Source organism: Paracidovorax oryzae ATCC 19882, from assembly GCF_000687165.1.
GTDB lineage: Bacteria > Pseudomonadota > Gammaproteobacteria > Burkholderiales > Burkholderiaceae_C > Paracidovorax > Paracidovorax oryzae.
In genome coordinates, this window is record NZ_JMKU01000029.1 from 42,146 (window position 1) to 55,386 (window position 13,241).

Sequence of the window (13,241 nt, forward strand, 5' to 3'; positions counted from 1 at the left end):
CGAGCCCCGAGGAAGAAAGGCCTCCATGCCCTCCCAGTCCAAGCCCCAGTCCCCATCCAGATCCCGGCGCACATCGCGCAGCGAACCCCGGCCCGCTGTGGAGCCATCGCCATCGCTGCAACCCGCGCCCCAGGCCACAACGCCTGCCACGCCCGCCATCGACGGCTTCGTGCGCGTGCGCGGCGCGCGGGAGCACAACCTCAGGAACGTGGACGTGGACATCCCGCGCGATGCGCTGGTGGTGTTCACGGGCGTGTCGGGCTCGGGCAAGTCGTCCCTGGCCTTCGGCACGCTGTATGCCGAGGCGCAACGCCGCTACCTGGAGTCGGTGGCGCCCTATGCGCGGCGCCTGATCGACCAGGCCGGCACGCCCGAGGTGGATGCCATCGACGGGCTGCCGCCCGCGGTGGCCCTGCAGCAGCAGCGCGGCACGCCGACGGCGCGCTCCTCGGTCGGCAGCGCGACGACGATTTCCAGCCTGCTGCGGCTGCTGTATTCGCGCGCCGGGCAGTATCCGGCGCGCCAGCCCATGTTGTACGCGGAAGACTTCTCGCCGAACACGCCCGAGGGCGCCTGCCCGCACTGCCACGGCATGGGGCGTGTGTACGAGGTGACGGAACGGTCTTTGGTGCCGGACGACCGCCTCACCATCCGCGAGCGCGCCGTGGCGGCCTGGCCGACCGCCTGGGGCGGGCAGAACCTGCGCGACATCCTCGTCATGCTGGGCCACGACGTGGACGTGCCCTGGCGCGACCTGCCGCGCAAGACGCGCGACTGGATCCTGTTCACCGACGAGCAGCCGGTGGTGCCCGTCTATGCGGGCCTGGACCGCAAGGCCGCGCAGGCGGCGCGCAAGGCCGGCACGCCGCCCAGCTACATGGGCACCTTCAGCAGCGCGCGGCGCCATGTGCTGCACAGCTTCGCGCACAGCCAGAGCGCCCGCATGCGCGAGCGCGCGGCGGCCTTCCTGGTGGGCAGCCCCTGCCCGGCCTGCGGCGGCAAACGCCTCAAGCCCGAGGCGCTGTCCGTCACCTTCGCGGGCCACGACATCGCCGAACTGGGGCGCCTGCCGCTCGGCGAACTGGCCCGCCTGCTGCAGCCCGCGGCGGAAGGCCGGCTGGGCGACAGCCTGCGCCCGTCCGGCGGATCGCGCGCGCCGGCCCGCCCGGGTGGCGACAGCCACCGGGCCCATATCGCGCGCCGCGTGGCCGCGGGCGGCTCGGCCCATGCGGCAGCGCCGGACGTGCGCCGCACGCCGGACCTGTCGGAAGAAAAGGTGCTGGCCGCCCAGCGGCTGGCCCAGGAGATCGGCGCGCGCATCGCCGCACTGTCGCAGCTGGGGCTGCATTACCTGACGCTCGACCGCTCCACGCCCTCGCTGTCGTCCGGCGAACTGCAGCGCCTGCGGCTGGCCACGCAACTGGGCTCGCAGTTGTTCGGCGTGGTGTACGTGCTCGACGAGCCCTCCGCCGGGCTGCACCCCGCAGACGGCGAGGCACTGCGGGCCGCGCTGCACCGGCTCAAGCGCGCGGGCAATTCCCTGTTCGTGGTGGAGCACGACCTGGCCACGATGCGGGCTGCCGACTGGCTGGTGGATGTAGGGCCCGGCGCGGGCATGCACGGCGGTGAAGTGCTCTACAGCGGCCCGCCGGACGGGCTGGCCACGGTGCAGCCATCACAGACGCGGCGCTACCTGTTTCCCGGACGGGACGGGCCGGCACCGGTGCAGCGCACGCCACGCACGCCTCCTGAGGTGGCGGGCTGGCTGCGGCTCGAAGGCATCGAGCGCCACAACCTGAAGGGCATCGATGCGGCCTTCCCCGCGGGCTGCCTCACGGCGGTGACGGGCGTATCGGGCTCGGGCAAATCCAGCCTGGTGAGCCGCGCGCTGGTGGAGCTCGTGGCGCAGGCGCTGGGCTCGCCGCTGGCGGACGCGCGGAACGACGAGGATTCCGCCGCGGAGGGAAGCCAGGGCGGGCAACCCCACAACGCACCGCAGGATGACGACCCCGGGGCTGCAGACGATCCCATGGGCGCGACGGCCGGGCGGATCGTGGAGCTGGCGGGCATCCGCCGCCTGGTGCGCGTGGACCAGAAGCCCATCGGCCGCACGCCACGCTCCAACCTCGCCACCTACACGGGTCTGTTCGACGGGGTGCGCAAGCTGTTCGCCGCCACCCCCGCCGCGCGGCGGCGGCGCTACGGGCCGGGGCGGTTTTCGTTCAACGTGGCGGCGGGGCGCTGCCCGACCTGCGAGGGCGAGGGTTCGGTGAGCGTGGAACTGCTCTTCCTGCCGAGCGTGTATGCGCCCTGCCCCGACTGCCATGGCGCGCGCTACAACCCGGCGACGCTGGAGGTGCGCTGGAGAGGCCTGGACATCGCCGACGTGCTGCGCCTGACGGTGGACGCGGCCTGCGAGGCTTTCGCGCAAGAGCCCGCGGTGCAGCGGCCGCTGGCGCTGCTGCGCGATATCGGGCTGGGCTACCTGCGCCTGGGCCAGCCGGCCACGGAGCTGAGCGGCGGCGAGGCCCAGCGCATCAAGCTCGCCACCGAGCTGCAGCGCCCGCAGCGTGGCGACACGCTGTATGTGCTCGACGAGCCCACCACCGGACTGCACCCGGGGGACGTGGATCGGCTGCTGGTGCAGCTCGACGGGCTGGCCGCGGCGGGCAACACGGTCGTCGTGGTGGAGCACGACATGCGCGTGGTGGCGGCGTGCGACTGGGTGATCGACATGGGCCCCGGCGCGGGCGGCGACGGCGGCCGCATCGTGGCGGCGGGCACGCCGGCCGAGGTGGCGCGCCAGGACGGCAGCCGCACCGCGCCCTACCTGGCGCGGGCGCTGGCCGGAGAGCCGGACGCCTGACGCTAGATGTCCCGGAGGGCGGCGGCTCAGGCCCCGCCCTGTCCCGCCAGCTGCACCCAGGCCGGGGCATGGTCGCTGGGCCGGGGCCGGCCGCGCACGTCGCGGTCCACGCCGGCATCCTGCAGGCAGAGGGCCGCCGCGGGGTTGAGCAGCAGGTGGTCGATGCGCAGGCCGGCGTTGCGCTGGAAGCGCTGGCGCAGGTAGTCCCAGAAGGTATAGACCGTCTCGTCGGGATGCACCGCGCGCAGCGCGTCGGTCCAGCCGCTGTCCACCAGGGCGCGGAAGGCCTCACGCACCTCGGTGCGGAACAGGGCGTCATCCACCCATGCATCGGGCTTGTACACGTCGCGTTCGGTGGGAATGATGTTGAAGTCCCCCGCCAGCACCACCGGCTCGGGGCGGTCGCGCAGCACGCCGGCCCGCCGCGCGAGGCGGTCGAGCCAGCCGAGCTTGTAGTCGAACTTCGGGCCGGGGGCCGGGTTGCCGTTGGGCAGGTAGAGGCAGGCGATGAGCACGCCGCCCGCGGCGGCTTCCAGGTAGCGGCTCTGGCTGTCGGACTCATCGCCGGGCAGACCGCGCTGCACCTCGATGGGATCGGCACCCCGCGCGAGGATGGCCACGCCGTTCCAGGCCTTCTGGCCGTGCCAGATCGCGCCATAGCCGGCCTCGCGGAGGGCCTCGGCCGGAAAGGCGTCGTCGGTGCACTTGAGTTCCTGCAGGCAGGCGACGTCGGGGCGGGACTCCTCCAGCCACTGGAGCAGCGCGGGCAGCCGGGCGCGGACGCTGTTGACGTTGAAGGTGGCGATTTTCATGGCGGGCGGATGGGGCTCTTTCGAGGCCCCAAGCCTACGCCGCGCCCGCGCTGTGGCGGTAGGTGGTCGCCGTGTTCTTTCGCCAGCCCTGCACGGCGTGGTGGAAAGGCGCTCTCAGGCCGCCAGCTTCTGGAACGACCCCAGCACCGCCGGCCCGTTGAACGGCTTCACGATCCAGCCCTTCACGCCCGCGGCCTTGCCGCGTTCCTTCATGGCGGGGGAGCTTTCGGTGGTAAGCATGACGATGTTCACGCGCTGGTTGCCGAGTTCGCTGCGCACGCGCTCGGCCATGGTGAGGCCGTCCATGTTGGGCATGTTGACGTCGCACACGATGAGCTTGATGCCGCTGTGCTGCTTGAGCTTGGCGAGCCCGTCGCGGCCGTCGACGGCCAGCGCGACCTGGAAGCCGTTGCTGCCCAGGAAGTTGCCCACTTCGCTGCGCACGGTGCTCGAATCGTCGACGACAAGAACGTTGGCCATGGTGGAATGCTCCTCGAAAAAACAGGGGAAAGACAAAGGAAAGAGAAAGGAAAACGACGCCGCTCAGAACATCTCCAGTTCGCCCGATTCGACGAACCCGCTCAGCAGCGTCTCGCTCTCGCGGTAGAGCTCGGGTGCCCAGCTCAGGCTGAAGGCGAAGCGCTGGTAGATCGTGACGGTGGTGCCTTCCGGGTCGTCCGGCGACCAGGCCTGGCACTTGAAGCAGAGCTGGGGGCTCTCGGTGCCGAAGCTGATGTAACGGTGCAGGTGGTTGACGATGATGGGCACCTGCACGCCGAAGGTGCCGCCCGCGCCTTCGGTGCCGTAGCGGTTGCGGAAGCCGCCCCAGATGAGGTTGGTGAGTTCGCCCAGCAGGGCGTTCAGGTTGCGGAAGTCCGCGCCGTCTTCGGCGGAGAACACCGTGTGCCCCGCGGAGACGACGCGGCGCAGCGATTCGGCATCGGTCTGCAGCGTCATGAAGCCGCGGCACCAGGGCGTTTCCATCGGGATCAGGGTGAACATCTCGCCATGGATGAGGCGGTCGCGCACCACGTAGGGCGGGTCCATGCGCACGTCCATGCCCTTGAACTGGCTGGCGAGGGCCGACTGCGTCATCTCGCCGAGTGCGCGCACCAGCGAGGTCGGATAGACGCGGTCGAAGATCTTGCGGTCGAGTTCGCTGCGCAGCGCGCCGATGTCCGCCAGGGTATAGGGCACGATGGAGGGAAGCGCACCGAGGTCGGGCAGCGGCTCCACCCCGTCGGTGCGCAGGAAGAGCGGCAGTTCGGGGCGCAGGCGGGCGATCTCGCGGGCGAGTTCGACGCCGTCGCTGACGGCGCCCTGCAGCCGGCCGCCGACGAAGACCGCACCCAGGTCGATGCGCGAGCGCAGCACGCCGGCCACGTTGAGGGGATGCACGCGGTGCCCCTGCAGGGCGTTGCCGCCGCAGAAGGCGCGGATGGTGTCGAGTACGGCGGCATCGGTCTCTATGACCAGCACCTTGCTTTCCAGTGCGGCCGGCGCGGTGGCTTCGGAAGGGTCGCGGGTGGTCATGGGATGGTCTTTCGTCGCTTAGAACATTTCGAGTTCGCCGGACTCCACCGCTTCCGGCTCGGGGCCGGCCCAGTGGAAGTCCAGCGGCGCATAGGCGCGCGCGCAGAGCGAGGCGTGCATGGCCAGGTCCGGCCGCACGTCCATGCGGAAATGCCGCACATGCTCGAAACCGGCGCGCGTGAAGTACGGCGCGCAGCGCGCGTCCAGGATCTGCGGGGTGGAGAGGCCGAGGAACGCCTGGAAGCCGCCCAGGTCGCGGTTGATGGCGCCGCTGCAGAGGTTGCCCATCTCGCAGACGCGGTCGAGGAACGCCTGGTCGCTCAAGGCACCGGCCTCCTGCCCGCTCATCCCGGCGACCCAGCCGCGCCATGCCGGGCCGTGGTCGAAGTGCAGCGCGGCGACGACGCGGAACGAGAACGAGGCGATGGAGAGCACCGCCATGTGCGTGGCGCCGGTGGCCGGCAGCGCATCCACGGGCTGCACGGCGACGGCGTCGCTGCGCACCACGCTCTGGCGCAGGGCGGAAACCATCATGCGGTCGAGGCTACCCTGTGCCCGCGCGCTGATGAACCCGCCCGGAAGGACTGCGGAAGGGGCTGGTGCCGTCATGCGGTCTCCAGCATGCCGCCCTGCCCGTCGCCGCCACCGCCACCAAGAGCGGCCTGGATGCGGCGGTTGGCCAGCTCCAGCCCCATGGCGGCGTTGATCACCATCTTGCCGCCGGCCTGCATGTCCTGGAAGGTCGTGGTGGCGATCAGGTCGTTCTCGTAGAGGCTGGTGCGGTAGTCGCGCGAGAGGCGCTCGGCGCTGGCCGAGAGTTCGCGCATCTCCATCGCCACCACGTCGAAGCCGCGGCCCGCCACGCCGGCGCGTGCGGCCTCGATGGAGGCGTTGAGCGCCACGATCACCATCTTGCGCACGATCTGCGAGAAGGCGTCGTTCTTGTCATGCAGGCTGCGGTTGTGGGCCACGAGGGTGCTCATGTCGGCATGCCATCGCTCGAAGGTCTTGCCGATGCCCTGCAGTTCGCGCAGTGCCTCGGCCTGCGCGAGCGCATGGCCGAGCGTGTGGCCGGCGCGCTCCCGCAGGCGGTGTTCGCAGGCGTGTCCCTCGTCCTCCAGCCGGCGCTGCCATTCGGCGGCAGCATCGTCGAACTGCCGCCGGGCCTGGGCCAGTTCGGCCTCCAGCCGGGCGCTGCGCGCCTCCAGCGCCCGGGCCGTCTCGCGCGCCGCGGCATCCCCTGCCGCCGCACTGTCCGCGGCCTGCCGCCGTGCCTGCTCCAGCACCGACCGGCGGCGCGCGGTCAGCCAGGCGGCCACGGCCGCCACACATCCACCACCCAGCACGCAGCCTGCCAGGAGTTGCATCCAGCCATCCATCATGTCGCTCCTGCTCCCACGTCAGGCCGCCACCGCCCAGCGGGCGGGCAGGCGCAGCACGGTCTCGAACGGCGTGGCCGCGCGCGGGGCGCCGCCGGCCAGCACCAGCTGGATGCGGCCTCCCAGCGATTCCACGAATGCCTTGACCGCATCCATCCCCACGCCGCGGCCGGACACGGCCGTCACCTCGTCGGCCGTGGAAAATCCCGGCGCGAAGATCAGGTGGGCGACGTCCCCGGGCGCGGGCGCGGCGTCTTCCGCGATCAGGCCCTGGGCGCGGGCCCGGGCCTGGATGCGGTCCAGGTCCAGGCCCCGGCCGTCGTCGGCGAGCCGGATTTCCAGTTCCTCCTCATCCAGCGCGGCGCCGATGCGGATGCGGCCCGCGGCGGGCTTGCCGCGCGCTGTGCGCTCGGCCGCGGGCTCGATGCCATGGTCCAGCGCATTGCGCAGCAGGTGCATGAAGGCATTGCGCAGTGCGTCCGCGGCCTGCGGCTTCACGGCCACGGGCACGCCGGACTGCAGGACGACCTCCGGGGCCTCCTTGCCCAGGTCCTGGGCCAGCGCCGGCAGGGAGGCGGCCACGCCACCCACCACCTCGTCCAGGCCGGCCGCGTCGGCATCGGCGAGCGCGGCGGCGATGCGCTCCAGAGCTGCGCGGTGGGCCGGCGTGCAGCCGGGGTCCTGCGCCAGGGTGCCGATGCGCGCGCACAACGCCTCGATGCGGGCGCGTGGCAGGCGCACCGCCTGCGCATCACCCACCGCGTGGCCCGCGCCGCGCCCCAGGGTGTCGTCGTTCACGCGCACATAGGCTTGCAGGGCCCCGGCCACTGCCTCCAGTTCGGACTCCAGCCTGGACGGCAGGGCGGCATCGTCCCAGCCGGCGGGGTCGTCCCGCAGCGCGGCGTAGCGCTGCTCGGCCACGTGCGCCGCGTCGGCGATGCGCAGCAGGCCGTAGGTGCGGGCATTGCCCTTGACGGTATGCATGTGGCGGAACAGCGCCGCCAGGGCATCCGGGCGCGCATCGGGCTGCGATGCCGCGGTCTCCAGCAGCGCCCGGTTGTCCTGCAGCAGGCGCGCGGAGCTGTGGGCGAACTGCCGGAACTTGTCCGCCGCCACGCCCAGCAACTCGCCGACCATGGCCAGTTCCTCCTTGCGCGCCTGGGCATCCCGCGCCAGCTCGCGCAACTCCGTCACGTCGCGCAGGCTCAGCAGCAGCCGCTCCACGGTGCCGTCGGCGGCGGTGATGGGCGACCAGCCCAGCTCGATCATCTTCACGCGGTCGCCATCGAAGCGCACCTGCAACTCCTGCGGCAGCAGGTGGGCGTTGAACGAGAAGTTGAGTTCGTCCTCGCCGATGCAGGCATCGATCGCGGCGAGGGCCTGGGCGCGCGCATCGGCGCTCAGGCCGGAGCGGTCGAACAGCAGTGCATCGAGCGTGCGGCCGGCGATTGCGTCCTCTTCCAGGATGCGCGCGAGGTGGTCCGAGTATTCGGGGTGGATGGTGCGCCCGGCCTGCAGGGTCAGGATGCCCTGGGGAATGGTGTGCAGCATGGCCTGGATGTCGGCGGTCTTGCGGCGCACCAGCTCGGAGCTTTCCTGGATCTTCTCCACCATCGCGTTGAAGGCGGTGAGCGAGCGGCCGATTTCGTCCATGCGGGTGACGGGCACGCGGTGCGAGAAATCCTGGCTGGTGGCGATCTCGGTCATCTTGAGTTCCATCTCGCGGATGGGGCGCACGATCTGGCGGTAGAGCAGGTAGCCCGCGGCGGCCAGGCCGAGGATGGCGACGGCGGCCACGGCCAGCAGCGTGGTCGTGGTGTGCTCCAGCTGCGCGTTCAGCGAGCCGATGGCCTCGTCCTTGCTGCGGCGCTTCTCCACCTGGATGGCCTCGATCATCTGGCCCTGCTCGCGCAGGTACTGGTCCACCGTGGCGGCCATGAAGGCCTCGGCCGCGTCCTGCTGGCCGGCGAGCTTGAAGCGCGCCGTGTCGTCGATGGCCGCGAAGTAGTTCTCCAGGCTCATGGCGGCCTCCTTCACCAGGCCGCGCTGCGCATCGCTGTCGGCCTCCCGCAGTTGCTGGTCCAGCGCCTTCTGCAGTACCGCCTTGCGCTCCACCAGTTGCTCGTGCAGTTTCTGCGCGGCCTCCGCGTCGTTCGCGGACACCATGCCCAGCGCGGCCATCTGCACGTCCTTGAGCTGGCCCATGAGCTCCACGGAATGGATGGCGCTGGGCACGACGCCCTCCGTCACCCGCTTGACCTGCCGGGCCCCCTGGGCCGACTGGTAGAGCGCGAAGCCCCCGACGGAGCACAAGGCGAGAAAGGCGAGAACGATCAGCAGGGTGATGCGCAAGCGGACGGTCATGGCAGCAGCGATCCACGCATGTAACAAGATGCATCCAGTATGGAATCTCCATATGGCGCGGGGATGACAAAGCCCCGCAGATGTGCCGTCTGCCCGCCCGGTGCGCGCCGGTGACCGCCGTTGCGTCAGTGCGCGCTGGCCGTGGGCCTCATGACGATCTCGCTGGTGTCCACGTCCTCCGGCTGCCCGATGGCGAAACGGATCGCACGGGCGATGGCGTCCGCGCCGATGGCCACCCGGCGGAACGCCTTCATTTCCTCGCGCCCCTTCTCGTCGGAGATGCTTTCGGCCAGTTCCGACTCGGTCACGCCCGGGCTGATCGTGGTGACGCGGATGTCCGAGTGCTCCTGGCGCAGGCCTTCGGAAATGGCCCAGACCGCGTACTTGGTAGCGCAGTACACGGCGGCGGTGGGCGATACCGCATGGGCGCCGATGGAGGCGACGTTCACCACGTGGCCCGAGCGCTGTGCCTGCATGGCCGGCAGCACGGCGGCGATGCCATGCAGCACGCCGCGGATGTTGACGTCGATCATGCGGTCCCATTCGTCCACCCGCAGGGAGGCCATCGGGGACAGCGGCATCACGCCGGCGTTGTTGACGATCACGTCGATGCGCCCGAAGCGCCCGAGCGCATGGGCGGCAAAGGCCTCGACGTCCGCGCGGCGCGTCACGTCCAGCGCGCGAGCCTCGGCGGTGCCACCGCGCGCCGTGATGTCGGCCACGATGCGCTCGAGCCGGTCGGTGCGGCGGGCGCCCAGCAGCACCGTGGCGCCGCTGTCCGCGAGCAGCCGCGCCGTGGCTTCGCCGATGCCGCTGCTGGCGCCGGTGATGAGGATGACTTTGGAGAGTTGGTTGTCTTGCATGGGAAGTTCCTTGGGTCCTTGCAGGTGGAGGGAGGGAAGGAGCCGCGGGCGGCCCTGCACGGAATCTAGGGACGCGCCGCGGCGGCCGGAACTCCCCGGGCACTGACCGGGGTGTTTAGAATTTTTTGCCAATGCCCGCCGACCTCCAACTGCTGCGCTTCTTCCTCGCCGTTGCGAAGGAGCAGAACTTCCGTGCGGCCGCCGACCACCTGGGCGTCACACGCTCGGCCGTGAGCCAGGGCATACGGCGGCTGGAAGACGGACTTGGCGTCGCGCTCGTGCAGCGTTCCACGCGCCACGTGCGCCTCACCGAAGCGGGGGAACGGCTGCACGGGCAGATCGCCGGTCCGCTCTCGGCCGTCCACGCGGCGCTGGAAGAAGCCGTCGCCGACGGACCGGCCCGCGGACTGCTGCGCGTGGCTGCCACCTCGATCGCGGAACGCTTCGTCTCCGGACCGCTGATCGCCTCGTTCGCGCAGGCGCATCCCGGCGTCACGCTGGACATCACCGTGACGGATGAAGAGTCCGACATCGTCGCGGCGGGCTTCGATGCGGGCGTGCGGCTGGGTGAGGTGATCGAACAGGACATGGTGGCCGTGCCGCTCACCGGGCCGCAGCGGCAGATGGTGGTCGCCACCCCGCAGTACCTCGCGGCCCATGGCCGGCCCCGGCACCCGCGCGACCTGCTCGCGCATGCCTGCATCGGCTGGCGCCCCGCGCCGGGCGTGGCCCCCTACCGGTGGGAGTTCCGCGAGGACGGCCGGGATTTCGACCTGGCGGTGGAGCCGCGGATCACGACGAACGACATGCTGCTGATGATCCGCACCGCACTGGCTGGCGCGGGCATCACCATCGGCATGGAAGAAACCTTCGCGCCCTACATCGCGCGCGGCGAGCTGGAACCGGTGCTGGAGGAGTTCCTGCCCCGCTTTCCGGGCTTCTACCTCTACTTCCCGAGCCGCAGGAACACGCCGCGCAAATTGCGGGCGCTGGTGGAGCACGTGCGGGCGTGGGCGGACAAGGCGGGCTGACTGAAGCGGGCCTCGCGCAAGCCTACCGGGGACTGCCGCGCTCCGGCTCCGCCTCCCACATCATTCCACCAGCCAATCAACGGCACCTGCCATGCAGCACAAGTGATGGAGCTCAGCCCTTCCACGCCGGATCATCGAGCCAGGCCCGCACCACGCCGTTCGTCCAGCCGAAACCGTCCTGCAGCGGATATTCGCCCCCGTCGCCCCCCGCGGAAGCATCGCAGTCGTTCTCGCACAGCGCGTATTTCTCCACCAGCCGGCCTTCCTGGTCGTACACGTGGCGCACGGTGGCGAGCCAGCGCTCGCGGATGTCGTCGGCCAACTGGCGGCAGCCCTCGTCCCGGTCGCCATAGCGCGCGAAACCTTGCGAGCCCATCCATTGCATCGGGGCCCAGCCATTGGGCCGGTCCCACTGTTCGCCGCTCGAGATCTCGGTGGTGGCGAGGCCGCCGCGCACCAGCAGGCGCCGCCGCACCGTCGCCGCGAGCGCGCGCGCCTGGTCCAGCGTGGCGGTACCGGTGAACAGCGGCGCCACCGTCGCGGCCGTGAGGGCGGGCCGCGGCACGCGGTTCTGCCAGTCGTAGTCGAGGAAAGCCCCGGCCTCGTCGTTCCAGAGGAAACGGGTGATCGCCCCGGCCCGGCGCGCGGCGCGGCCCTCGAAATCCTCCGCAGTGGCGGTATCACCGGCCTCGCGGCTCACGCGGGCGATCATCGTCTCGCTCGCGTGCAGCAGCGCGTTCAGGTCCACGGGCAGGATGCGCGTGGTGCAGATGCCGGCCAGGCAGGCGGTGCGCGTGGCGGCGGCGTCCAGGTCGTCCAGCCAGCGCGAACTGAAATCCCATCCCGACTCTGCCGCCGCACGCAGGTTGCGGAACACCTCGTTCGCCGGACGGGTGCAGGCGGCGGCAGTTTCCATGTCCTCGCGCCAGGATTCTTCCCGCGGGGTGTCGCGGTCGTCCCAGTAGCGGTTGAGCACGCTGCCGTCGGGCAGGACCACCACGCGCCGGTGCGTGCCCCCGGGCTCCAGCCCGTCGGCGCCGTCCATCCAGAAAGCGTATTCGCGCAGCATCTGCGGCAGGTAGCGGTGGGCGCCCTGCCCCCGCGTGGATTCGCAAAGGCCTGCCATCAGCGCGAACACCGGCGGCTGGGATCGGCTCAGGTAATAGGTACGCGTGCCGTTGGGCACATGGCCGTAGGTGTCGATCAGGTAGGCGAAGTTGTCCGTCATCGCATGCAGCAGCCTCGGGCGCCCGCTGGGCACCAGGCCCAGCATGGTGAAGTACGAATCCCAGTAGTACATCTCCACGAAGCGGCCGCCGGGCACGACGTAGGCATGTGGGAGTTCCAGCAGGGAACCGCGCCGGGGATGGTGGGCTGGATGCCGCGCCAGTTCGTTCCAGAGCGCGTCGATGTGCGCCGCCAGCGGCAGGCCCGGCGGCGCGGTGGAGCGCTCGCAGCCGCTGCGTGGCGGCGCGAAATGCCGGTGCACGAAGGCGGCCAGGTCGAACCCGGGCTGGCCCTGTTCGGCGCGGTAGGCGGTCAGGATGTCTTCGGGCGGCATGCGCGGCGCGCAGTCCACGAAGGTCTTGGAATCCTCGAAGACGCGCTGGCGCTGCACTTGCACGAACAGCTCTTCGTAGCGGTCGGCCGGGGAGCGCGTGTCCGGCGGCGGAACGCTGCGGGCGGCCGCGGCGCGGGCGGCTGGCGTGGCGTCGATGGGGGCGGTGCCCTCGATGGGCGCCCCCGCATGGTTCGCACGGGGCTCTGGTGTGCAGGTGTTTGAGGGCAATGCGGACATGCAGCGGGTCAGGTGCGGGTGGATGAAGCCTTCGGGCAACGCGACGGCGGACGGGCCACGGCCGAGTTCTGGGGCGGTCTCAAACCTGAAGTGCAACACCTCGATTGAGAGGGAGTTTCTGTTTCAGTGAATGGTAGCGTCCTGCCGCTGCGCAATGGCCTGCATGAACTGCTGGAACGCTTGATAGGGAGAGCGCCATCCCAAGGTCTCGCGAGGGCGGTTGTTCATGAGGTCAGCAATCGAATCGAGCGCGGCCTGATCGTGAACGCCCAGGTCGGTACCCTTGGGCAGGAACTGGCGCAGCAACCCGTTGGTGTTCTCGCAGCTGCCGCGCTGCCATGGGCTGTGCGGATCGCAGAAGTACACGCGCACGCCCGTGGCTTGGGCGAGTTCGCGGTGGCGTGCCATCTCCTTGCCCTGGTCATAGGTGAGCGTCTGGCGCATGGGCCGGGCCACCTGGTTGAGCTTGGCCGTGAATGCCGCCAGGGCCGATTCTGCGGTGGCATCGGGCATGCGGCACAGCAGGACCAGGCGCGTGCTGCGCTCGACGAGTACGCCCACCGCGGAGCGGTTGTTGGCGCCCTTGATGAGGTCG

11 protein-coding genes are annotated in these 13,241 nt (G+C 70.8%); 2 read left to right on the plus strand and 9 right to left on the minus strand.

All coding sequences use genetic code 11. The annotated features are described in order from the left end of the window. Nucleotides 1-25: 25 nt before the first annotated feature. Nucleotides 26-2,866 carry an excinuclease ABC subunit UvrA gene (locus tag T336_RS0119160; protein ID WP_244883995.1) on the plus strand — a complete coding sequence of 947 codons (2,841 nt, stop codon included), beginning with the start codon at nt 26-28 and terminating at the stop codon, nt 2,864-2,866. Nucleotides 2,867-2,892: 26 nt separating this feature from the next. Here T336_RS0119160 and xth read toward each other — a convergent pair whose 3' ends face one another. The 7 genes from xth to T336_RS0119195 all read right to left on the minus strand — a co-directional run bounded on the left by xth (nt 2,893) and on the right by T336_RS0119195 (nt 9,817). Next, nucleotides 2,893-3,678, minus strand: coding sequence for an exodeoxyribonuclease III (gene xth, locus T336_RS0119165; protein ID WP_026433760.1), 786 nt, complete (start codon nt 3,676-3,678; stop codon nt 2,893-2,895). A gap of 114 nt (nt 3,679-3,792) precedes the next feature. Then, nucleotides 3,793-4,158, minus strand: coding sequence for a response regulator (locus T336_RS0119170; protein WP_013595419.1), 366 nt, complete (start codon nt 4,156-4,158; stop codon nt 3,793-3,795). 63 nt (nt 4,159-4,221) lie between these two features. After that, complete coding sequence (locus tag T336_RS0119175; protein WP_026433761.1) at nt 4,222-5,211, minus strand: chemotaxis protein CheX; 990 nt, start codon at nt 5,209-5,211, stop codon at nt 4,222-4,224. An 18-nt stretch (nt 5,212-5,229) separates the two neighbouring features. Beyond that, the gene (locus tag T336_RS0119180) at nt 5,230-5,820 is read right to left on the minus strand and encodes a hypothetical protein (RefSeq protein ID WP_026433762.1); all 591 of its coding nucleotides are present in this window, start codon (nt 5,818-5,820) and stop codon (nt 5,230-5,232) included. Continuing rightward, nucleotides 5,817-6,578, minus strand: a complete 762-nt coding sequence (locus T336_RS0119185) for a methyl-accepting chemotaxis protein (protein WP_404821596.1) — start codon at nt 6,576-6,578, stop codon at nt 5,817-5,819. Before T336_RS0119185 ends, T336_RS0119180 begins: the two co-directional genes overlap by 4 nt. Nucleotides 6,579-6,611: 33 nt before the next feature. Then, nucleotides 6,612-8,954, minus strand: coding sequence for an ATP-binding protein (locus T336_RS0119190; protein ID WP_026433764.1), 2,343 nt, complete (start codon nt 8,952-8,954; stop codon nt 6,612-6,614). A gap of 125 nt (nt 8,955-9,079) precedes the next feature. Beyond that, nucleotides 9,080-9,817, minus strand: coding sequence for an SDR family oxidoreductase (locus tag T336_RS0119195; RefSeq protein ID WP_026433765.1), 738 nt, complete (start codon nt 9,815-9,817; stop codon nt 9,080-9,082). A 131-nt stretch (nt 9,818-9,948) separates the two neighbouring features. On the opposite strand from T336_RS0119195, the gene T336_RS0119200 reads away from it, so the two are divergent. Further along, nucleotides 9,949-10,848, plus strand: a complete 900-nt coding sequence (locus T336_RS0119200) for a LysR family transcriptional regulator (protein ID WP_026433766.1) — start codon at nt 9,949-9,951, stop codon at nt 10,846-10,848. A 112-nt stretch (nt 10,849-10,960) separates the two neighbouring features. Here the strand turns inward: T336_RS0119200 and treF are convergent, their stop codons facing one another. Together treF and T336_RS25405 are read right to left on the minus strand one after the other, a co-directional pair. Beyond that, nucleotides 10,961-12,646, minus strand: coding sequence for an alpha,alpha-trehalase TreF (gene treF / locus T336_RS0119205; protein ID WP_244883996.1), 1,686 nt, complete (start codon nt 12,644-12,646; stop codon nt 10,961-10,963). Nucleotides 12,647-12,769: 123 nt separating this feature from the next. Beyond that, nucleotides 12,770-13,241 (minus strand): IS30 family transposase (locus T336_RS25405; RefSeq protein WP_035226582.1); only part of this gene is annotated, 472 nt, incomplete at its 5' end.